Raw genomic sequence first — 21,657 nt, 5'->3', positions numbered from 1 at the left:
TCGGTCTCTCCTTAATGGCTCTGCGCATTAAAAAAGCGCAAACGATTCGCATTGCTCACCACTGTCAGTGATGAAAACGCCATTGCCGCACCTGCAATAACTGGGCTCAGCAGTAATCCCAGGAACGGATACAGCACACCAGCCGCGACCGGCACCCCAGCTACGTTATAGATAAAGGCCCCAAAAAGGTTTTGTTTGATATTACTTAACGTCGCCTTGCTGACAGCAATGGCATCAGCCAAGCCATGCAGGGAACCCCGCATCAAGGTAATATCCGCGCTTTCAATGGCGACATCTGTACCCGTGCCAATGGCAAACCCGACGTTAGCCAAGGCCAGTGCTGGGGCATCGTTAATACCGTCGCCAGTCATGCCCACAATCTCACCCTGAGCCTGCAGTTCAGCGACCTTGTCGGATTTTTGATCGGGTAGCACTTCGGCAAAATACTCGGTAATACCGACTTTTTCCGCGACTGCTTTTGCTGTGTCTCGGTTGTCACCTGTCAGCATGACGATGCGCACACCGTTACTTTGCAGACGCTTTATCGCCTCAATGGAGTCATCTTTAATGGGATCGGCAACCGCAATAATTGCAGCGAGTTTTCCGTCAACGGCAAAGTACATGGGCGTTTGCGCCTGAGCCGCCATAGCTTGTGCCTTTTCGATGTATGCATCGATATCGACACGGCTGTCACGCATCAATCGTTCATTGCCAAACAACAGAGTGCGACCACGAACCACGCCTTCCACCCCGTAACCAGCAACGGCGCGGAAATCACCTACAGCATCCAGAGTCAGACCTCGCTCTTTGGCTGACTCGATAATGGACAAGGCCAGCGGATGTTCAGAACTTGCTTCTAGGCTAGCGGCCAGTTGCAACACCTCATCTTCATCGCGTGCATGCGCCAGCTCGATGTGCGTTACCTTCGGCTCACCTAAGGTAATCGTGCCGGTTTTATCCAAAATCATGGCCGTGACTTTCGATGCTGTTTGCAGCGCCTCGCCATTACGGATCAGAACACCAGCCTCAGCGGCCTTACCTACTCCAACCATCACTGACATCGGAGTGGCCAGACCGAGCGCACAGGGACAAGCAACAATAAGTACAGTTGTGGCCGAAACAATCGCAAAGGCTACTCGGGGATCAGGGCCAATATTCAGCCAGACCAATGCGCTGATCACTGCAATAATCATTACTACGGGGACAAAGTAGGCAGAGATAACATCGGCTAAACGGCCAATAGGTGGCTTTGAATTTTGTGCCCGTTTCACCATGTCTATGATCTGCGCCAGCGCAGTATCTTTGCCCACCCGCGTGGCTTTAAAGAGTATAGAACCACTCTTATTGATCGTACCGGCAACCACTTCATCTCCTGCCGCCTTTTCTACGGGCATGGGTTCACCGGTCAGCATGGATTCATCCACTGCGGTCAGGCCTTCCATAACAATGCCATCAACCGATATTTTCTCGCCCGGACGAACCCTCACCCGATCACCGAGTTGTACCTGCTCTATGGCGATATCCACCTCTTTGCCATTTCGCACTACTCTGGCCGTTTTTGGCTGCAAGCCAATCAGGCGCTTAATCGCTTCTGATGTCCTGCCACGCGCTTTGATTTCCAGTGCCAAGCCAAGGTTAATCAAGCCAATAATCATGGCTGTGGCTTCAAAATAGACATGCCTTGCCATTTCAGGCACCAAAGAGGGGAAGAACACGACAAACATGGAGTAAATCCAAGCAGTACCCGTACCCAAAGCGATCAAGGTATCCATATTGGCACTGTGATTGGCAAGCGACTTCCAGGCACCGATATAGAAATGCTTACCGGCGAAAAACATCACACCAAACGTTAACAAGCCAATAGCCAGCCACACTGCTCGCTCCATCGTTGTGGTAACGGTCATCTCGCCTACAAAAAGGCCATAGATCATCAGTGGCACGCCAAGCGATAGCGCAATCCACATCTCCCGCATCAAGCGTCTGTAATAGGCCTCGTCCGCTTGTTCCTTTTCATCGAGCACACTCTGGTCCGAGCTGTCTGTAATACCTTCCGCGTCATAACCTACAGCCGCAATTGCATTGGTCAGCGCTTCGACAGGGGCATCTCCAGTAACTGACACCGTACTTTGCGCCAGATTCATCACCGCCTCTTTTACTCCATCAACCCCTTGAAGCGCGCTTTCAATCTTGCTTACGCAACTTGCACATGAGGCACCGTGTATGCGGAGATATCTGATATCCCGCGAGACGGTCGCCTGGTTTTTATCTAACACTTCACTCTTGCTCGATTGCATCTTTCTCGTCCGCTGAAGAGATAGCATGATCGCCAGCACTGTTGACGCTATCCCAGGTTTCAATAAGGTGACAAATACTCTCTCCTGAAGGAGTGCGATCAGGTAAATCACGCCAGCCACTGGAAGCCGACTCCATGCGGACCATCAGATTTTGTGCATCCCGCATATCCTCTCGAATCCCCTCCAATCGCTGATCGATCAGTTTTCGGACTAACGGGCAAGGGGTGTCACCGGACGTTGCCATATCCAAAATTTCTCGGATATCTTTCAAGTTAAAACCCAGCCTTTTGGCCGACAAAAGAAAGCGTAAGCGTCGCTCTTGCTGTACTCCGTAGCGTCGATAGCCGTTGTTCGCATCCCTTTCCGGGGAGAGCAAACCCAGCTTTGTGTAGTGCCGAATAGTGTCAGCACTTACATTAAATCGTCTGGCGATTTCAGTTACCGTTTTCATAACACCCCCAATCCTGACGTGTATTCGCAACCAAATATTGGTTCCGCAAATACTTTCCAGTCACTGGCGGAGCACTAAAGCGGGCGCACTCAGCCAAGGAATTGATCCTACAGCCTAGGTGTAAGACCTAGGTCAATAGATCAACGTTTAGGAAATCCGATATAGCAGGCGCAGTAACGCCTATCGGACATTAGGCGTGTTTGGGAGGGTGAAAAATACGAGAAGGGAGCGCGTAGGCACGCGCCCCAGAGGACTCAGCCACAAGCGAACTGTTGAACAGGTGAATAGTAACTGATGATTTTTGGAATGCTGTTGCCCCACTCATCACGCAGGAAGAGGCACATATTGCATTCATGCAGTCCATATCGCAATTGTCGCAGGACTCAGAGGAAGCAGAGTTGGTAGTCTTTTCATGGCAAGGAGCTTTCGATTGCTCTTTTGTATCTTTATCATCATGATGCCCGATGGAATGAGCCATGACACCAGAATCCACCATTCCAGCCGAACGGGAACTATCATCCATCATTGGTGCAGGCATAGCAGCCATCAGAGGCTGAACGATCAACCCCCAAATCACTAATCCTATACCAATCAAACGAATCATAGACACACTGTTACCCCCGCACTCTTAGCGTATTACTGTTGCTAGCATCGGTAATTGACCTAAATCAAATATTACACACATATATGGCCTACATAAGACAATAGCCCAAAAAATCTCGGACTCCCAAATGTCGGAACCACCCCTGTTACTAACACAGACTTAACTGCTATCTCCAGCCAGTGCGTTTATGAGCGATAACTCCATTTTTTATATAAACACCTGCCTTTTATACTTCACTTCTTTTACTGTAAGCACTTGAAAACTCTTCCTAGCACTTATTTATAAAAATTTTTCTTATCTAAATTCTTCACATAGTCGTTACCGTTTTCAAAATGACCCACAGCAAATACACACAGCATGACAATAGTAGTTACCCAACATTACTTTTACTTTCGTCAATGATGAGGCGAAGTATTAGATTCATCTCGTGCTGTGAGAATTTGATATTGCTCCGCATTTAATTCCGGTAGTCTGCGCAGGAATGAAACCATCGCCCAAATTCGCTCATCGTCATGTGTTGCACCCCATGCGGGCATCCCTGAAGCTTTAATACCGTGTTTTATAATCCAGAACTGGCGTCGAGCGGTTTTCTCAGAATCGGCATGATCGTGCCCATGCGCTATTGAAGCCTTGCTTAGATTCGGTGGCTGCGGATACAAACCAATACTCATATCGCTTTGCTCCTTTCCAGGCTTCAGGTGGCATGAAGCACACATATCATTGTAGTCAGCACCACCAGAGAGTAGGAGTTCGGGATCATCCAGTGGAGGAACACTAATATTTCCTGAGGCCTTCTTGATTGATTGCTCACGCAGAGTTTCCAACAGCCAGTAAGTAAGCTTGTTGTGGGGAACATCAGCTCCCATAGGGTAGGCCCCTGAGTACAGATAGACTGCACCTCCCAGCAGAACAACGGCCCCTATAAGCGCAAGGGATTTAAGTGTATTCATTTTATGCTCCTAGAGGCATCAATGGTCATTCAAAAAAACCAGGAGCGGCAAGCAGCTGTGCCTACCGCCCTACCAGTTAAGTTAATGGTTATGCCTATCCTTATGTTGATTCACCTGGTTAGACTCGACTTTATCGCCGACCTTATGCCCGGAATGCCCTGCATAATTTTCATCGCCATCCATTGCACTCTTACATTTTTTCATCATCGCCAGCATAACTGGGTCATTCTCATCCATCTTTGAGTGATCGATATTTTTTATTGCCTCGCATTTCGGTTTTTCCATCTTTTCTTTATGCAGAGACGGATCGTGAGCATGGACAAATCCGACGGCAAAAAAGCTGGCTAATAAAACATAAATTGCAATCTTTGTTTTCTTCATAATTAAATTCTCATATCAATATAAAAGTTCTGCTTTAGTATCTGTTAATGTCTGCTAAAACCACGTGCGGATACCAATCACCCATTGGATGTCGTTAGTACCCTCTCCGTCTTCACGGGCAAAATTAGCCGTATTACCAAAACTTTTACTCCAGCTAACACCAATATATGGGGCGAACTCTCGTCTGATTTCGTAGCGCAATCTTAATCCAGTCTCGATATCAGATAGACCTGAGCCTATACCTAGCTCCTCATCGTTTTTGCCATATAAATTCACTTCAATCTCCGGCGTCAAAATCAGCCTCTGGGTAAACAGCAGTTCATATGCAGCCTCCACTCGCAACGCTGTTCGGCCGCTTTCGCCGATAAACAATGCTGTATCTACTTCAAAAAAATAGGGGGCAAGGCCTTGAAGACCGATTACCGCCCAGTTCAGACCTGGTGTGGGCTGAAAGTCCCTGCGTATACCGACCTGAAAATCCCAAAAAGGCGAAACTCCCTTGCTATATAGCGCCTGCAGCTCAGCTTCTTCCGTTTTTCCATCCTCTCGCTCAATTTCAGTTTTGAGCCAAAATTTATTCAAATCTTGGCCAATCCAGCCCTGACCTTCCAGCACCAGCGGATTTTCGCTTTCTCCGCCCTGCATCTCCAATTTATCAAACTGCAACATGGTGAGAACTGGGTCATCTTTAGCCCCAGCCAAGCTGACGTTGATCATAGAGGCTGTCACCGCCAATGCCATAACGAGCTGAAAAACAATTGTCTTTATACTTTTCATCATCGCCCCCTTAACCCACACGCACTTCCCGGAACATACCGGGCATGTGATAAAGAAGATGACAGTGATAAGCCCAGCGGCCTCTCGCATCCGCTGTGACCAAATAACTGATCTTAGAACCCGGCTGTACGATAACGGTGTGCTTTCGAGGAATATATTTGGAATTACCTGTCTCCAGCTCACTCCACATTCCATGAAGGTGCACAGGGTGTGTCATCATGGTGTCATTCACCAAGGTAAACCGGACACGTTCGCCGTATTTCAATTGGATTGGGTCGGCATCAGAAAATTTGACTCCATTGATTGACCACATATAGCGACTCATATTACCAGTCAAATGCAACTCGATTTCCCTGCTAGGTTCACGGGGATCGCGGGTGGGGTAATAATTGTAAATGTCCGCATAAGTCAGTACGCGCCGCCCGTACAATCTCTGGTGATCACGCAACCCAATACCAGGATCGCTTAGACCGCCCATGGGGCTATCAGCTCGCATATCGACCTGGGGGCCGTACTCAGTACTTACATGGTTGATAGCCCTGTTGCTACCGATACCAGCTTTACCAAGCCTCGAGCCCTGACCGTGATGTACATGCTCCATTGTCTGCATGCCGTGCTGGCTGTGATCCATAGCCGACATACCAACCATTGCCTGCGACCCTTGCATGCTGTGGCCCATTTCCATGCCCATATCTCGGTGACCTAGCACGGGCGCAGGATCCATAGCAGGAACCTCCCCCTGCCACTCAGGATTGGGAGAGAGCGTGCCGCGCGCATAGCCACTACGGTCAATAGCTTGCGCAAATACCGTATAGGCTGATTCCACGCTGGGCTCAACAACCACATCGTAGGTTTCTGCAACACCAATGCGAAATTCGTCAACTGTGACTGGGGCGATATTTTGTCCGTCGGCGGCTACAACCGTCATTTTCAAACCAGGAATGCGAACATCGAAAATAGTCATGGCAGCACTATTAATAAAACGCAACCGGACTTTCTCCCCTTTTTGAAACTGCCCAAACCAGTTGCCATCAGGAGTCTGGCCATTCATCAAAAACGTATAGGTATAGCCCGTCACATCACTGATGTCAGCCTCACTCATCCGCGCCTGGTTCCACATAGCGCGCTCATTCCAGGTCCGGACTACCCCTTTTTCACGTATGTCACGCAACAGGTCACTGACTGTGCGTTCACTAAAGTTGTAGTAATCGCTGAGCTTTTTTAGTTTGGTATAAATGGCTTCAGGCTCTTCATCCGACCAATCCGATAGCATCACCACATAATCTCGATCATAGGCCACTGGGTCAGGCTCCCTCGGATCAATAACAATGGCACCATACATACCTGTTTGTTCTTGAAACCCTGAGTGACTGTGATACCAATAAGTCCCACTCTGCTTGACATCGAAGCTATATTCGAAGGTCTCTCCAGGTCTAATTCCGTCAAAACTTAAACCAGGGACTCCGTCCATCTCCGTAGGCAGGATAATTCCATGCCAGTGAATCGAACTATCGTGAGCAAGATTATTAGTGACACGCAAAGTGACACGATCTCCTTCCCGCCAACGCAAAATAGGCGCTGGTACCGAGCCATTAACTGCGGTAGCAATCCGCTCTATTCCGGTAAAGTTTACTGATTGGTAACCTATATTTAGGTCAAATTTTGTACCTGTTAAGGTTTGAGGAAAACGGATTCCGGTATGTTGCCTTGCAAAAGAAATTTGCGGCCCTAAACCCAGACCCAGCAGCGCCCCACCTGCGGCCATGCCAGTGACGAAGCGTCGGCGTGAGCTGTCGATCTCTATTGGGGAGCTCATGATTAATTGTTTATCTTTCATAGCTTACTCTCACTGTTCTTTTTACAGCCGCTGGGCCGCGATATGCTGATAGACTTCATAGCTTCCATCTTTCTTCAGCAAAAAAACGTCATAAGGATCGAAGCGATCACCTACTTCCATGCCGGGACTTCCCACCGGCATACCAGGTACGGCCAAGCCAATAGCATCTTTAGGGGGAGCAGCAAGAAAGCGCTGGATGACGGGGCTTGGGATATGCCCTTCAAACACATAGCCATCATTTGTGACAGCGGTATGGCAGGACTGATAACGTGGCGCTATACCTTTATCAGATTTTATCTTGTTCAAATTTGCTGGGTGATTCACTTCCGATTCAAAGCCGAATTCTTCGATATGTGACACCCACTTTTCGCAGCATCCACAAGTTCGACTTTTATAGACAGCCAACGAGCTCGCTTCATCAGAAACTGAACTCGACACAGCGGATAAACTTGCCTTATCAGAATAGGCAACAACACTCGGCAGTAGCAACGTAGCCGCGACTACCCTGCCAATACTTCTAACGACATATCTCATGCTAAATCCCACATAGCGCATGGTCTTTTCAGACTTTCTATTTGGGAGTTCTGAGGTTTTTTTATCGATAACCGACAAAGACTCCCGCTAACAGCAGTTGAGTAAAAACGCCCAATTTCAGGCGCACTTACCCTGTATTAGCGGGCAATAGGTGGGCGAAGGAGAGAAACAGCTAACTGAGAAGTCACAGACTCGTCATAATGAGCAGTTAGTGCCTTCAAGCTAGAATAAAAAGTGGTCTGGTGTACGGACAATACCACTGAGGAACACCCACCCAAGCTGCAATCACAATCCGGGCAGCAGTCAGCGGCAGCCATGCCATCCGACGAGACCACATCTGATCCCATATGCTGAGAATGGTCCTTCACGCCGGAATCCATCATCTGTCCATGGACCGGCATTGAGGCAGAAGAACTTTGGCAAGATACAGTCGTAGACGCGATCACCTGGCCGATAAACATCATCAGCAGTAACGCTACGATTACATGTCTGTATTTTGCTGTTCGCATAATTTAGCTTGCTAAAAACAATCCGGTTAATTTAAGTAACGGACACTCGGAAAACGCCAACCACAGTTTACGCAATCCCTTCAAGTCCCGCAAGCGTACACTGTAATCGTTTACGAGACGTCCATCCTCAAAAACATTAGTCAAGCTTTACAAAAATATCACCTTCTAGTCATGCCCTCACTTATGCCTAGCGTTGAATATTCGCACGGGCTATCGCGATCATAACATTCAAATTCCAGCGTCGAATGGTTAATTCCAAATTGTCCTCGGAGAACATTCTTTATCTCATTTTTTATTACTTCAACACCCACCCACGCCTCCCTCGCCAACACAATATGTGCATCAAATGCGGAAGCATTCTCACTTAATTGCCAAAGATGTACATTATGCAACTCGACAACTCCCTCTATATTGCTAATAACATCAACAAGCTCTTCATAACTAATTCCAGGCGGACTAGCTAGCATTAAAGTGCGCACTGGCGTGCCGATTTCGGAAAAAGCAACGTACAGGATATATGTCGCAATACAAATTGTGACAACTGGATCGACCCATTTAACATCATACAAAATAACTATTATACCAACAGCAACTACAGCAATTGAGGCAAGCGCATCCGATAAATTATGCAAAAACATGGCCCTGATATTCACACTGCCCTTTTGCATAGAGTAGGTAAGAGCCGCTGTTGCCAAATCGACGATCAACGCAACTGCCCCGACTATTACGACCGTCCAGCCAGCGACTTCCTGCGGCTCGAAAATTCGCATACCTCCTTCATAGATCAGATACAGCCCAATCACTATTAGCGTTGTGTAATTAATAAGTGCCGCAACAACTTCGATACGACCATAGCCAAATGGCATTCTCAGATTAGCCGGACGTCTAGCAATTTTTCGCGCAGCTAACGCTATAACCAAAGCAGCCATATCCGAAAAATTGTGTAATGCATCGGCAACTAACGCGAGGCTGCCTGCATAAATTCCTCCAGCAACTTGGGCAAAAGTTAATAACCCGTTAGCCCATATAGCAGCGACCACCCGCAAGTCACCATTATCTGCGTCACTCTCAACTTTAATATGCTCGCTATTTGCCACTAATACATTTCCCCTAACGTGCCTTACTTAGTCGCCTGTATTTGAGAATTCGTGGAACAGCCACCCACAAATCCTCCATCAGTAAAGACGCAATAAAAATCGATTGTTAAATATCAAATTAGAGATACTTCAACTCTCCTGAAAAGGGAGAATACGAGAATGAGTTCGCCCGTAATAAATTACGGGCGAAAGCTACCAGTCAACTACTCAGATTTATCCGCCATTTTTGTGTCGGACAAATCTTTGTCACCTCGATGCCAGAGAGAATATAAAACCGGCAATACAAACAGCGTCAACAATGTTGACGAAATGATACCGCCGATTACGACCGTAGCCAGAGGCCTCTGCACTTCTGCACCCGTACCGGTATTTAATGCCATTGGAACAAAGCCAAGACTGGCAACCAACGCTGTCATAAGAACTGGGCGCAGACGTATTATCGCCCCCTCTATCACCGCCTCAATTAAGTTACCATTCAGCCGCCACAAGTCACGGATAAAAGCAACCATCACCAGCCCATTGAGAACAGCCACACCCGATAGGGCGATAAAACCCACTCCGGCAGAAATAGACAGAGGCATATCTCTTAACCACAACATTAATATCCCACCTGTTAGTGCCAAAGGTACTCCGCTAAAAATTATTAATGCGTCTTTGAGTGAACCGAATGCCATCACTAACAGTGCAATAATAATAAGCAACGTCACAGGTACCACCAGTGCCAATCGCTGACTGGCTGACTGTAGCTGCTCAAATGTACCTCCGTAATCCAACCAATACCCCGCAGGGAGATCTACTTCTTCGCTAACTCGATTTCGTATTTCTTTGACAAAGCTGCCAAGGTCTCGATCACGCACATTTGCAGTGACCACCACTCGACGCTTTCCATTTTCCCGACTGATTTGATTTGGAGCCGGCGCCATCTCCAGGTTAGCCACTTCAGAAAGAGGCACGTACTGTCCATCCGGCAGCGGCACAGGCAAGTCACCAAGCCCTCTTATGTCACGCCGCATTTTTTCAGGCAAACGTATCACTAGCTGGAAGCGTCTATCACCTTCATAGATAAGGCCAACATTCTCACCTCCGATACTGGCAGCGACAAAGTCTTGTAGATCATCGACCGATAGTCCATAACGAGACAAGGCCATACGCCGTGGATGCACCGACAACATGGGCAAGCCTGTCACTTGTTCTACCCTCACATCAGCTGCCCCATCAACCCCCTGAACAACCTCCATGATGGCGTTTGCGGAAGAAAGTAACTTATCTAGATCATCACCAAACACCTTGATGCCTAAATCTGCACGAACGCCTGAAATCAGCTCGTTGAATCGCATCTCAATGGGCTGTGTGAATTCATATTTATTGCCAGGGAGCAGTTCGACTGACTCTTGCACTTCTAATATTAGTGTTTCTCGTGATTTTTTCGGGTCAGGCCATTGCTCCTTTGGCTTAACAATTACATATATATCCGATATGTTCGGCGGCATAGCATCAGTAGCAACTTCAGCTGTGCCCGTTCGAGCAAATACTTTGTCTACTTCTGGAAAAGATTTAATACGCCGCTCGAGATTTTCTTGCATCGATAACGCTTGCTCTAGCCCTGTGCCTGGCGCCCTTAACGCCTGTATGGCGAAATCGCCCTCGGCAAGCTGCGGTACAAATTCCGTACCCAGCGTTGTTGCTAGCCACAAGCAAATCATCAGCAATGCAGAAGCTGCTCCAATTACCAACCAACGGGCTTGTAACGCCCATTCCAACACCGGTCGATATAAAGACTTTGCTGAGCGAATAAGATAACTCTCTTTTTCGGTGACCTCTCCATTCATGAAAACGGCTACGGCCGCAGGCACAATCGTCAGAGAAAAAATCATCGCAGCCATCAATGCCATCACTACTGTCGCAGCCATTGGGTGAAACATTTTCCCTTCTACACCAGTAAGACTAAAGATCGGTATGTATACCACTGTAATAATAACCACACCGAAAAGAGCTGGCCGAATAACCTCTGTAGTCGCTTGATAGACAAGCTGAAGTCGCTCATTGACTGGCAATTTTCCACCGCTTTCTCGCTGTGATTCTGCTAGTCGCCGGATACAGTTTTCGACAATTATGACGGCGCCGTCGACGATTAAACCGAAATCTAATGCACCAAGACTCATCAAGTTCGCAGATACGCCTGTACGCACCATACCGCTGATGGTAGCCAACATGGACAGTGGAATGATGGCGGCCGTTATAAGCGCAGCTCTCAGATTACCCAAGAGAAGAAGAAGCACTACAATGACTAATAGGGCGCCTTCTAATAGGTTTTTTTCGACCGTCTTAATAGCCCGATCTACTAGCGCAGTTCGGTCATATACCATTTCGAGATTGATACCGTCTGGCAAGGAAGGACGTATCGTATTCAAGCGTTCGCCTACAGCTTTTGCGACACTTCGGGAGTTTTCACCCATTAACATCATAGCCGTGCCTAGCACTGTCTCTTGCCCATCACGAGTTGCGGCTCCTGTACGCAACTCTTTGCCTATGGCGACTTCTGCCACGTCTGCGACACGCACAGGCACACCACCCCTATTAGCGATGACGACCTGCTCGATGTCAGTTATCGTTTGCAATAAACCAGGGGATCGAACAAGGAGCTGCTTACCGTTGTTTTCGATGTAGCCAGCCCCCCGACTATCATTGTTAGCGCGTAAAGCATCACTGAGTTCTGAAAGACTAATACTATGTTCGAGTAATTGCGCTGGGTCCGGCGTAACATGGTACTGCTTATCATATCCACCGATGGTATTTACCTCTATTACTCCAGGAACTTGCGCAAGCTGCGGCTTAATAATCCAATCCTGCACTTCACGTAAGGCTGTCGCATCCCACGGCTTTCCGTTTTCCTGAATAGCTCCCGCTTGGGCAGAAACGGTGTACATGTATATTTCGCCAAGTCCCGTGGATACGGGCCCCATTTTCGGCTCAAGCCCATCCGGCAACACTCCCTTGATAGCCCCAAGCCTTGCATTGATCAAATTGCGCGCAAAATATATGTCAGTACCTTCTTCAAATACCACCGTAATTTGTGAAAGGCCATATCGCGACAATGACCGTGTATAGGACAGCTTAGGCAGACCATACAAAGCCGTTTCAACAGGAAAGGTCACTCGCTGCTCAACCTCCAAAGGAGAGTAACCTTCTGCCTCCGTATTAATTTGCACTTGGACATTAGTGATGTCTGGTACAGCATCTATCGGCAATCGCTGGAAACTCCACACCCCCATGCCAATGACAACCATAATCATCGATAAAATTAAAAAACGTCGCTCTACAGAAAGGCGGACGATTGCATCAATCATGATAGCCTCCTCTTAGTGAGCGTGTGATGCGCCAGACTTTTCAAGATCAGCTTTAATCAAGTAGCTGCTCTCAACCACATAGCGCTCCCCTTTCTTTAGGCCAGCTAATACTTCCGTAACCCTGTCATCGCTACGACCTAACTCCAGCCGACGGGCTTCGTACTCCTCGCCCTCTCTCACAAAGACAACTGGTTGCTCTTCAAATACCTGCAAGCCACGATTATCAATCGCTATTGATACTTCATCAGCGTCTACAACAACCTTTGCGGCCACCAACTGTCCCGGCACAAGCATGCCACGCCGATTATCAACAACAACACGAGCGATAGTATATGGAGCGCCTTCCAGACTTGGCAGCAGGCTCATAATTTTTCCTTGATAGTCTTTGTCGTCAATATTCACCTGCACCATTTGTCCGATATCAACAAACTTGCGTTGGCTAGGAAAAATCTTCAATTCCGCCCACAATTTTTCCAGGCCAGCAATCGTAAAAATCGTACTTGAACTAGCAATCTCTCCAACATTTATGTTGCGTTGAACAATCGTTCCAGAGATCGGTGCTCGCAGAATGTATGGCTGCAAGCTATCGTTCGACTCAATGGTCGCTAAGACTGCACCAGATTCGACTCTGTCACCAAGGCGAACCGAAATATCCGTTACTCGACCACTAAAACGTGCCTTTATACGGGAAACCAACTTTGGATCAGTTTGTAAGCGACCATAACTAGTCAAGGTCCGAACCAATGCTCCAGGACCTGCTTTTCGTGTTTTGATGCCAGTTAACTTAGCTATGTCGTCAGGTATTTCCACTCTTCCCTCTGGCTCACTTTCATGGTCATCATGTCCAGCCTCACTCATACTGTTAACACTTTCCTCACTCTCTGCTTCATGGATATGCTTCTCCTCGCCCGCCATTTCTCCGGCCTGAAGAGATAAACTGGTAAAACAGAAAATACCGACCACAATTAAAGTTTGTTTTAATTTATTCATGACAATTATTCCTAATCTTTCAGTAGTCATCATCGACAGAGGCGAGTGACTGTCCTGTTAGCTGTTCAATCAACGCTTGGTTCATGAACGCTGTTGCGGCTGCATCCACTAGCTGACGCTGAGCGGTAAGTAATTGTTCTTGTGCGAGCCGCCACTCCATATACCCATAACGACCTTTCTCATAGGCCTTGCGAGTCAGGACTTGCGCTTTGCGAAGGTTGGGCAGTACTTTTGACTGAAGAGCATCGACGGTAATTATGCTTTGACGATGAGAACGAAAAGCTCGATAAAGTCGCGCACGGAGTGACAACATTGCGTCTTCACGGCGATATCCAACCTCATCTCTAGCGGCCATTGCGGCTTGTACATCTCCGCGATTCCGGCGGCCAGAAAATAAAGGTATAGACGCTCCCAGTACTAACGCAGAATCACCACTTTCTTCCAAGTATCGAGCGCCAACTTGCCAACGAATATCGCTTCGCGACAGGCTTCTTGCCATATTGAGCTCCGCTTCTCGCAAACGCTCTTCGCTGGCAAATACACGTATTTCTGGACTGCTACTAGCTCGCTGAAACAGTCCGTCGAAATTATCGGTGACATCAAATGCGTACAGGTCGCCCTCTAAACGATTGAAATCAGGCTGCGCCCTGCCCAGCAAGGTGGCTAATTCCATCAAACTGCTATCAAAAGCCGCCTGCAATTTCCCTGAATCCAAAAGCGCCTGATCCAATTGAGACTGTGCGCGAAGTGCCTCCGCTTCCGGAGCAGCGCCTATTTCGACCCTTTTTTTAACAAGTGTCAGACTCGACTCGGCAAGCCTCAAAGCTTCTCTTCCTATCTCCCTCTTCTCCTGTAACGACAAAGCTAGAATAAAAGCTCTAGTTACATCTCCAAGCAAGGTCAAAGCTTGTGCCTTACGCTCCAATTCAACGAGCGCATAGCGCCCAGAAAGTGTTTTCACGCGCGCTTGTCGTTTCCCTCCCAATTCGATAAGAGAGGAAAGAGTCAAGGTATATTCAGAATTTTTGGTATCACTGTACTGCCCAACTCCTAGAATATTGTCTGCAGTCAAACCAAGCTCAATAGCTGGGTTTTGGTCAGCCGTTAGACGTTTCCCCTGAAGCCCCTCCAGACGAGGGGTGAAAACTTGTAAGATGGGATTTTGACGTAGGGCCTCGGCGATAGCTTCAGGCAATGTCAAGCCCCGTGCGCCCGATGCTGGCTCCGCAAAGACGGCTATCGGGCTAGCCAAAATAAAACCGAAGAAAAAAACGCTTATTTTGCGCCCACACAAAAAGCGCCACATAAATAAGTGGTGATACATCGCATAGTTCCTGTTAAATCAGAAAGAATTAATGCCCCGAAGGGCCATATTTCTTAATCAGGCTATGGGAGGGCGAATATCGCTATATATCCGGCTTGAAGGGCTACTCACAATGAAATGTGTAGAAACTTTCTCTGGTGCGACGGGAAGGCGCACAAGAACATCCATAACTACCAGCAGGTGCGAACCATGACAATGATTGCCATCGCAGTTATCCGGCACTCCTATGGGATTGCTATCTAACTGCTCATCTGTAGAGAAGTCGGCATCAACCGAATCGCCGATGGAGGTGGGGGCGTGAACGCTATTGTGATGAATGTCCCCTAAATGGGACGGCAATACATCGGATGCAATAGATAGCGTTTGAACTATCATCAACATCGCAAACAATATTATTGTCCCAACTCTAGACATTACCTAGAAAACCTTGCGCCACGAGCGACGTAACCTAACATCCCAATTAAATGGCTGTCAATACTGACTTCGAAACCATACTCACTTTCTGGAGTAGCGCCTTCCTAACTCTGTATTCACCACCCTAAAAATCATCTTGCGCAGTATTTCTACTTTCGCTTATACAATGCGAATTCACGCCCTAGTAATAGAAAGCACTACACTTTTTTATTCAGGTAATGTGTATGACAGTGATCGAGACCTAAAACCGCTCAGGTCGTATGACTTCGACGTCGGAGATCACGACGATCTCCGCATAGTCGTCAAAGAACTCCGCGCAGCCCTCGACAATCCTCTCGGCGACCTCATCGTCGGCGATCACGTTGAGCTGGATGTTTTTCAGCACTAAACTCAGGTCGTCGGGCTCGCCCTGTCGACCGTTGAAGTCGGCCCCTGAAACATAGTGATGAACGGTGTAACCCGTCGCCCCGGCTTCTTTTATCAACTCCAGTAGCCGATCTAACAACAGCGCTTCGGCGACAATTTCGATGCGCTTTTTCCGGTGTCTCTGCAGCATGTTAATTCACTCCTTGCAGTAACATCGCCAGTTGAAAATACAGTGGAATACCCGCGATAACATTGAAGGGAAAAGTGACCGCCAGGGAGGTGATGATATACAACGACGCCTTGGCTTGAGGCAGTGCCAGGCGCATCGCGGCGGGCACAACGATGTATGATGCGCTGGCGCACAGCACTGCCAGCAATGTGGTCTCACCCAGCCCTAAGCCCAGCAAGGCACTAACGGCCAAGCCGAGCGCAGCGCCAACTAGCGGCATGTAGAGACCAAAGGCGACCAGCGCAACACCCACTCGGCGAAATTCCCCAAGGCGGCGACCCACTAATAAGCCCATGTCGAGCAAGAATAAGCAGAGCAAACCGTAGAAAGGCGCTTTAACGAAGGCGTCTACCTGCGCTAACCCGGGCTTACCGACCAGGTAACCAATCGCCAAACTCCCTAGCAACAGCACGACACTGCCGTTGAGCAAGCTGTCTTTTAAGCGCAGTTTTGGACGGTTATTCTGCTTGCCCTGTTGACGCAAATACGGCGCCGCCAGAATCAGACCCGACAGAATGGCAGGGGTTTCCATTAGCGCCAGCATCGCCACCATATACCCTTCGTAGTCAATGCCTTGCTGGGTTAGGAAGCCCACCGCCGCCATAAAGGTCACAACGCTAATCGAGCCGTAATGTGCGGCAATCGCCGCCGCATCAATCGGCTGCACGCGGGTGGCAAATTTCAGCAAGGCGAACGCAATAAAGGGGATGAGAAAACTCAGTGCAATGCCGGCAAGTAGCAGCGCGATAAGCGCGGGCGTGATCGCGTTTTCGCTTAACTCGACGCCGCCTTTGAAGCCGATAGCCAGCAGTAAATATATGGACAGTGCTTTGCCCATACCCTCGGGAAGCTCGAGGTCGGCCTTGGCACTTGCGGCGAGCACCCCCAGCACAAAGAACAAGATCGCAGGGCTGGTTAAGTTGGCAATCGCCGTGGCAAGTAGCGACTCCATCACCCCTCCCTAGCTGGCGGCAGGGCCAGTGGCACGAGTTGAGGTTCATTGTGCAAACGCTGCCAAGCGCCATCTACAGCGAGCAAAATGTCATCGCACACTGCCTGAAAAACCCACTGCCGCCGACGCCTGAGCTGCACGACCAGCAAGCAGCACAGGCCACCTTTGCTGGCGACCCGGCTGAGCAAAACATGTATCGCCATCACTTTGCGAGAGGATCGCCGGCGCAGAGCACTGAATTTAGACTCAATCCTAGCGATGAGATTCGGGCTTAATACCACTTCCTTTGTTTGAATTTCTAAGCGCATAACATTCCCTCCTAGCAGGTGGAGGTGCTAGCTTAGCGAGGGACCAAATAACGAAAAAGTCGATTTTTAATGACCAATAATCAACTTTTTGTTGATAATAGTTGCCATGCAGAATATCAACTTTAAGCATCTTTATTACTTTTGGGTGGTCGCCCGCGAAGGCTCGATTAGTCGCGCCAGCGAAGCGTTAAACATTACGCCGCAAACCATCAGCGCCCAGCTCACCACGCTGGAGTCACGTTGGGAGGTGCCGCTATTCACCCGCGAGGGGAGAAGCTTGCGCCTGACCGAAGCCGGTAAATTTGTGCAGAGCTATGCCGATGCGATCTTCTCGCTGGGTGCCGAGTTAGACATCGCCCTGCAGCAACAGCAGCTGGATCAGGCCGAAAAACTCACGGTTGGCGCGGTGGATGTTCTGCCAAAACTGATTACTCACTTGGTGCTAAAACCATTTATCGGCCAAGCATCCAGCCCCAGTCTGGTGTGCAAAGAAGGCAAGTTTGACGAGCTACTGCCCCAACTGGCGATGCATAAATTAGATGTGCTACTCAGTGATCGGCCGGTTCCTCCTGCGCCGAACCTCCGGCTATACAATCACCGCTTGGGCGAGTGTGGCGTTAGCATTCTGGCGGCGCCGTCGCTGATCGACGACGCGGCGGGCGAGTTCCCCAATAATCTGAATCATCAACCGTTTCTGCTGCCAACCACGAACAACACCCTTCGCAGTGCACTAGAGCAATGGTTTGCCGAGCAGGGCATCGCGCCCCACATTGTGGCCGAGTTTGACGACAGCGCGCTGGTAAAAGCCTTCGGCCACGCCGGCGCCGGTTTTTTTGCCTGCCCAAGCGCCATTGAAGAGCAGGTGTGTAAACAATACTCCGTCGCCCTGGCCGGGCGCATAGACGGTATTCGCGAGCAGTTTTACGCTATTTCCACCGAGAAAAAGTTGAAGAAAGCGGCGGTCATCGCGCTGACTGAAAACGCTCGCGACCAATTATTCAAATAGTCTGCAAACCGTGCGAACATACCCACAATAACCAGCCGTCACCGATAACCACATCACAGGACACCGCCACAATGCAGCAAAGCCAGGGCACCCTTTTTACCGTATCCGCCCCCTCGGGCGCCGGCAAAACCAGCCTGGTTGCAAGACTGCTCGACGAAATGGACGACGTGCAAGTTTCGATCTCTCACACCACCCGCGATATGCGCCCCGGTGAGGTGGACGGCGTCAATTACCACTTTGTCAGCCACGACACCTTTGAGTCGATGCTGCGCAGTGCCGCCTTTCTGGAGCACGCCCAGGTTTTTGACAACCACTACGGCACCTCCCAAAAGTGGGTAGAGGACACCTTAGACAGCGGTCGCGACGTTATTCTCGAGATCGACTGGCAAGGCGCTCAGCAGGTGCGCAAATTACTGCCGGAAACGGTATCCATCTTTATTTTACCCCCCTCCCAAGACGCTCTGCGCGAACGCCTGACCGGACGAGGCCAGGATGAAGAGTCGGTGATTAGCCGCCGCATGGCCGCCGCCGTCGAAGAAATGTCGCACTTTGTTGAAGGCGACTACGTTGTGATCAACGACGATTTTGAAACCGCCCTGCAAGAGCTAAAGGCCATTCTGCTGAGCCACCGCCTGCGCCTGAACCGCCAGCAGCAGCGTCACCGTGACTTACTCACGGCACTGCTGACATAGCGCAGCGAAGTTTGATAGACTGTGGATAACTGGCGGTGGTGCCTGTTACCACTGCGATTCAGCACATTCAGGAACATTTTCATGGCCCGTATTACTGTAGAAGACTGCCTGTCGGCAGTAGACAATCGTTTTGAGTTGGTAATGGTTTCCAGCAAGCGCGCCCGTGCGCTTGCCACCGGCGGCAAAGACCCGCTGGTTGCCGAAGAAGGCGACAAGCCAACAGTACTGGCGCTGCGTGAAATTGCCGAAGGCAAAATTACCCGCGAAGAAATCATGGCCGCCGACGCGGTAGCGGAAGAGCCCGAGCTGGACCTGGGTGTTGAGCTGGGCGCTCAGCCTCTGTAAAAACCTTGGCCCGGGGTGTCGATGCACCAATACAGCTTTTTCAATTACCAACACGGTAAGCCTGAACCGGCGCAATCCATCGACGCCCTCGCCGAAACCCTGAGTAATTACCTCTCTGCCTCACAGGTGGATCAGGTTCGGCGCGCCTATTACTACGCCGAACAAGCCCACGAAGGTCAGAATCGCCGCAGCGGCGAACCCTATGTTACCCACCCTTTAGCCGTCGCCGGCATCTTGTCGGAAATGCGCCTAGATGCGCAGAGCCTCATGGCGGCAATGCTGCACGACGTGATCGAAGACACCGCCGTTAGCAAGCAAGACCTCAGCGAGCAATTCGGCGATGCGGTTGCCGAGCTGGTCGACGGCGTGTCCAAGCTGACCCGGATCGAATTCCAGTCCAAAGCCGAACAGCAGGCTGAAAACTTTCAGAAAATGGCCCTGGCGATGGCCAAGGACATTCGCGTTATCCTCGTCAAACTGGCCGACCGCTTACACAATATGCGCACCCTGGGTGTGATGCCGCCGCCGAAGCGCCGCCGCATCGCCCGGGAAACACTGGAAATTTATGCCCCCATTGCCCAGCGCCTGGGCATGCACAATATCCGCGTGGAATTTGAAGACCTAGGTTTTCAGGCCATGCACCCCATGCGCGCGCAGCGCATCAGCAAGGCCATTCGCACACGCTTTGGCGACCGCAGCAAAACCATCGCCAATATTCAGGAGGGCCTGGAAAACTGCCTGCTGGAAGAGGGGCACAAAGCCCACGTTGTCGGCCGCGAAAAACACTTGTTCAGCATTTACAGCAAAATGCGCAACAAGCGGAAGTCGCTGAAAGAGATCATGGACCTGTATGCCTTTCGCATCGTCGTCGACTCTGTCGACAGCTGCTACCGCGTACTCGGCTGCGTCCATGGCCTCTACAAACCTGTGCCAGGGCAATTTAAAGACTACATTGCCATTCCCAAAGCCAACGGTTATCAATCCCTGCACACCGTACTCTTCGGCATGCAGGGCGTGCCCATTGAAATCCAGATCCGCACGCAGGAAATGGAGGAAATGGCCAATAACGGGATTGCTGCCCACTGGCTGTATAAATCCAATGAGCAAGATGCCCGCGGCAATTCCAGCCATGCGCGCGCTCGCCAGTGGGTACAAGGCTTGCTGGAAATGCAGCAACGCGCTGGCGACTCGCTGGAATTTATCGAGAACGTGAAGATCGACCTCTTCCCGGACGAGGTCTATGTATTCACCCCGCGCGGCGACATTATGGAATTGCCGGCTGGTGCGACCGCGGTCGATTTCGCCTACGCGGTACACAGCGATGTGGGGAATTCCTGTGTTGCATGCCGAATCAACCGCCGCCTGGCACCACTGTCTGAAGCCTTGCAAAGCGGGCAGACCGTTGAGGTCATTACCACCCCCGGCGCCCAGCCCAACCCGGCGTGGCTGCACTTTGTGGTTACCGCAAAAGCGCGCAGCGGCATTCGCCACTTCCTCAAACATCAGCGCCGCACCGAGGCAGTGAGCCTCGGCCGCCGAATGCTGGAGCGCGCCTTAGGCAGCATGGATGAGCAGCTGGATAACTTCAGCGACGAGCACTTGGAACAGCTCGTCGACGCCACGCAGAGCAAATCGGCCGACAATATTTTTGAACAAATAGGCCTGGGCAACCGCGTTGCCTACCTCACCGCCCGACAGTTGCTGACCCTGCGCGACCAACTCAGCGACGACGATGACAATGCACCGCCTGCCACCAGCCAGCGGCAGACCATGGTCATTCACGGCACCGAAGGATTTTTGGTTAATTTCGCCCGCTGCTGCTACCCCATTCCCGGCGACCACATCGTTGGTATCGTCAGCGCAGAGAAAGGCGTGGTGGTGCACTGTGAGAACTGCCACAACAGCATTGACCTGAGAAACACCCCTGAGCGCGTCGTACCGCTGAGCTGGGCCGATGACATTGACCGCGACTTCTCCGTAGAGCTCAAAGTCGAGCTGAGCAAGCAGCGCGGCATTATTGCCGTGCTTGCCACCCGGGTGAATGGCGCCGAGGCCAGCATAGAAAAGATCAGTGTGGAAGACGAAAACCCGAAGATCAGCACCATCCACTTAGTGATCGGCGTGCGCTCACGTATTCACCTCGCCAGCATCATGCGCCGTATTCGCAATATTCCCGCGGTAATAAAAGTGACCCGCGAAAAACACTAGCCCCTGTTAACACTCATTAGTCGGCCACCGGCGTGGCGATAA

Annotated in this window: 19 protein-coding genes; 5 read left to right on the top strand and 14 right to left on the bottom strand. The window is 50.0% G+C overall.

What is annotated here, in order from left to right; genetic code table 11:
• Nucleotides 1-11: 11 nt before the first annotated feature.
• The 14 genes from B3K78_RS10990 to B3K78_RS10925 form a co-directional block, all read right to left on the bottom strand.
• Nucleotides 12-2,294 (bottom strand): heavy metal translocating P-type ATPase, encoded by a 2,283-nt coding sequence (locus tag B3K78_RS10990; RefSeq protein ID WP_286695492.1) that lies wholly within the window; start codon nt 2,292-2,294, stop codon nt 12-14.
• On the bottom strand, nt 2,275-2,745 hold the full coding sequence (locus B3K78_RS10985; RefSeq protein ID WP_286695491.1) for a MerR family transcriptional regulator: 471 nt from the start codon (nt 2,743-2,745) through the stop codon (nt 2,275-2,277). Before B3K78_RS10985 ends, B3K78_RS10990 begins: the two co-directional genes overlap by 20 nt.
• Nucleotides 2,746-2,935: 190 nt before the next feature.
• Nucleotides 2,936-3,349 (bottom strand): hypothetical protein, encoded by a 414-nt coding sequence (locus B3K78_RS10980; protein ID WP_286695490.1) that lies wholly within the window; start codon nt 3,347-3,349, stop codon nt 2,936-2,938.
• Nucleotides 3,350-3,744: 395 nt separating this feature from the next.
• Nucleotides 3,745-4,299 carry a c-type cytochrome gene (locus B3K78_RS10975; protein WP_286695489.1) on the bottom strand — a complete coding sequence of 185 codons (555 nt, stop codon included), beginning with the start codon at nt 4,297-4,299 and terminating at the stop codon, nt 3,745-3,747.
• An 81-nt stretch (nt 4,300-4,380) separates the two neighbouring features.
• Nucleotides 4,381-4,680 (bottom strand): hypothetical protein, encoded by a 300-nt coding sequence (locus B3K78_RS10970; protein WP_286695488.1) that lies wholly within the window; start codon nt 4,678-4,680, stop codon nt 4,381-4,383.
• Nucleotides 4,681-4,734: 54 nt separating this feature from the next.
• Nucleotides 4,735-5,457 carry a copper resistance protein B gene (locus B3K78_RS10965; RefSeq protein ID WP_286695487.1) on the bottom strand — a complete coding sequence of 241 codons (723 nt, stop codon included), beginning with the start codon at nt 5,455-5,457 and terminating at the stop codon, nt 4,735-4,737.
• 10 nt (nt 5,458-5,467) lie between these two features.
• The gene (locus tag B3K78_RS10960; protein WP_286695486.1) at nt 5,468-7,294 is read right to left on the bottom strand and encodes a copper resistance system multicopper oxidase; all 1,827 of its coding nucleotides are present in this window, start codon (nt 7,292-7,294) and stop codon (nt 5,468-5,470) included.
• 21 nt (nt 7,295-7,315) lie between these two features.
• Complete coding sequence (locus tag B3K78_RS10955; protein WP_286695485.1) at nt 7,316-7,906, bottom strand: DUF411 domain-containing protein; 591 nt, start codon at nt 7,904-7,906, stop codon at nt 7,316-7,318.
• A 589-nt stretch (nt 7,907-8,495) separates the two neighbouring features.
• The gene (locus B3K78_RS10950) at nt 8,496-9,434 is read right to left on the bottom strand and encodes a cation diffusion facilitator family transporter (protein WP_286695484.1); all 939 of its coding nucleotides are present in this window, start codon (nt 9,432-9,434) and stop codon (nt 8,496-8,498) included.
• A 203-nt stretch (nt 9,435-9,637) separates the two neighbouring features.
• A complete protein-coding gene (locus B3K78_RS10945; protein WP_286695483.1) occupies nt 9,638-12,781 on the bottom strand; it encodes an efflux RND transporter permease subunit in 3,144 nt (1,047 codons plus the stop codon).
• A gap of 12 nt (nt 12,782-12,793) precedes the next feature.
• A complete protein-coding gene (locus B3K78_RS10940; protein WP_286695482.1) occupies nt 12,794-13,771 on the bottom strand; it encodes an efflux RND transporter periplasmic adaptor subunit in 978 nt (325 codons plus the stop codon).
• A gap of 19 nt (nt 13,772-13,790) precedes the next feature.
• Nucleotides 13,791-15,095 (bottom strand): TolC family protein, encoded by a 1,305-nt coding sequence (locus B3K78_RS10935; RefSeq protein ID WP_286695481.1) that lies wholly within the window; start codon nt 15,093-15,095, stop codon nt 13,791-13,793.
• Nucleotides 15,096-15,750: 655 nt separating this feature from the next.
• Nucleotides 15,751-16,065: a P-II family nitrogen regulator gene (locus B3K78_RS10930; protein WP_286695480.1), complete on the bottom strand. Its 315-nt coding sequence runs from the start codon at nt 16,063-16,065 to the stop codon at nt 15,751-15,753.
• A gap of 1 nt (nt 16,066) precedes the next feature.
• Nucleotides 16,067-17,056 (bottom strand): sodium-dependent bicarbonate transport family permease, encoded by a 990-nt coding sequence (locus tag B3K78_RS10925; protein ID WP_286695479.1) that lies wholly within the window; start codon nt 17,054-17,056, stop codon nt 16,067-16,069.
• Between the two features lie 50 nt (nt 17,057-17,106).
• Between B3K78_RS10925 and B3K78_RS10920 the strand changes: the two genes are divergently transcribed.
• The 5 genes from B3K78_RS10920 (at nt 17,107) to spoT (ending at nt 21,615) form a co-directional block, all read left to right on the top strand.
• Nucleotides 17,107-17,331 carry a hypothetical protein gene (locus B3K78_RS10920; protein ID WP_286695478.1) on the top strand — a complete coding sequence of 75 codons (225 nt, stop codon included), beginning with the start codon at nt 17,107-17,109 and terminating at the stop codon, nt 17,329-17,331.
• Between the two features lie 139 nt (nt 17,332-17,470).
• A complete protein-coding gene (nhaR, locus tag B3K78_RS10915) occupies nt 17,471-18,370 on the top strand; it encodes a transcriptional activator NhaR (protein WP_286695477.1) in 900 nt (299 codons plus the stop codon).
• A 71-nt stretch (nt 18,371-18,441) separates the two neighbouring features.
• Complete coding sequence (gene gmk / locus B3K78_RS10910) at nt 18,442-19,062, top strand: guanylate kinase (protein WP_286695476.1); 621 nt, start codon at nt 18,442-18,444, stop codon at nt 19,060-19,062.
• Between the two features lie 81 nt (nt 19,063-19,143).
• Entirely contained in the window at nt 19,144-19,407 is a 264-nt protein-coding gene (gene rpoZ / locus B3K78_RS10905; protein ID WP_027874800.1) for a DNA-directed RNA polymerase subunit omega, read from the top strand.
• A 21-nt stretch (nt 19,408-19,428) separates the two neighbouring features.
• Nucleotides 19,429-21,615: a bifunctional GTP diphosphokinase/guanosine-3',5'-bis pyrophosphate 3'-pyrophosphohydrolase gene (gene spoT, locus B3K78_RS10900; protein ID WP_286695475.1), complete on the top strand. Its 2,187-nt coding sequence runs from the start codon at nt 19,429-19,431 to the stop codon at nt 21,613-21,615.
• Nucleotides 21,616-21,657 lie beyond the last annotated feature (42 nt).

Source organism: Spongiibacter sp. UBA1325 (genome assembly GCF_002306875.1).
Classification (GTDB): Bacteria; Pseudomonadota; Gammaproteobacteria; order Pseudomonadales; family Spongiibacteraceae; genus Spongiibacter; species Spongiibacter marinus.
This window is presented reverse-complemented; position numbering and strand designations above follow the sequence as displayed.

Bases quoted from the DNA above. Each gene is read 5' to 3' on its own strand.
- spoT (WP_286695475.1), top strand. From the start codon at position 19,429: ATGCACCAATACAGCTTTTTCAATTACCAACACGGTAAGCCTGAACCG.
- B3K78_RS10925 (WP_286695479.1), bottom strand. From the start codon at position 17,056: ATGGAGTCGCTACTTGCCACGGCGATTGCCAACTTAACCAGCCCTGCG.
- B3K78_RS10965 (WP_286695487.1), bottom strand. From the start codon at position 5,457: ATGAAAAGTATAAAGACAATTGTTTTTCAGCTCGTTATGGCATTGGCG.
- rpoZ (WP_027874800.1), top strand. From the start codon at position 19,144: ATGGCCCGTATTACTGTAGAAGACTGCCTGTCGGCAGTAGACAATCGT.
- nhaR (WP_286695477.1), top strand. From the start codon at position 17,471: ATGCAGAATATCAACTTTAAGCATCTTTATTACTTTTGGGTGGTCGCC.
- gmk (WP_286695476.1), top strand. From the start codon at position 18,442: ATGCAGCAAAGCCAGGGCACCCTTTTTACCGTATCCGCCCCCTCGGGC.
- B3K78_RS10970 (WP_286695488.1), bottom strand. From the start codon at position 4,680: ATGAAGAAAACAAAGATTGCAATTTATGTTTTATTAGCCAGCTTTTTT.
- B3K78_RS10960 (WP_286695486.1), bottom strand. From the start codon at position 7,294: ATGAAAGATAAACAATTAATCATGAGCTCCCCAATAGAGATCGACAGC.
- B3K78_RS10945 (WP_286695483.1), bottom strand. From the start codon at position 12,781: ATGATTGATGCAATCGTCCGCCTTTCTGTAGAGCGACGTTTTTTAATT.
- B3K78_RS10990 (WP_286695492.1), bottom strand. From the start codon at position 2,294: ATGCAATCGAGCAAGAGTGAAGTGTTAGATAAAAACCAGGCGACCGTC.
- B3K78_RS10985 (WP_286695491.1), bottom strand. From the start codon at position 2,745: ATGAAAACGGTAACTGAAATCGCCAGACGATTTAATGTAAGTGCTGAC.
- B3K78_RS10980 (WP_286695490.1), bottom strand. From the start codon at position 3,349: ATGATTCGTTTGATTGGTATAGGATTAGTGATTTGGGGGTTGATCGTT.
- B3K78_RS10930 (WP_286695480.1), bottom strand. From the start codon at position 16,065: ATGCTGCAGAGACACCGGAAAAAGCGCATCGAAATTGTCGCCGAAGCG.
- B3K78_RS10940 (WP_286695482.1), bottom strand. From the start codon at position 13,771: ATGAATAAATTAAAACAAACTTTAATTGTGGTCGGTATTTTCTGTTTT.
- B3K78_RS10975 (WP_286695489.1), bottom strand. From the start codon at position 4,299: ATGAATACACTTAAATCCCTTGCGCTTATAGGGGCCGTTGTTCTGCTG.
- B3K78_RS10935 (WP_286695481.1), bottom strand. From the start codon at position 15,095: ATGTATCACCACTTATTTATGTGGCGCTTTTTGTGTGGGCGCAAAATA.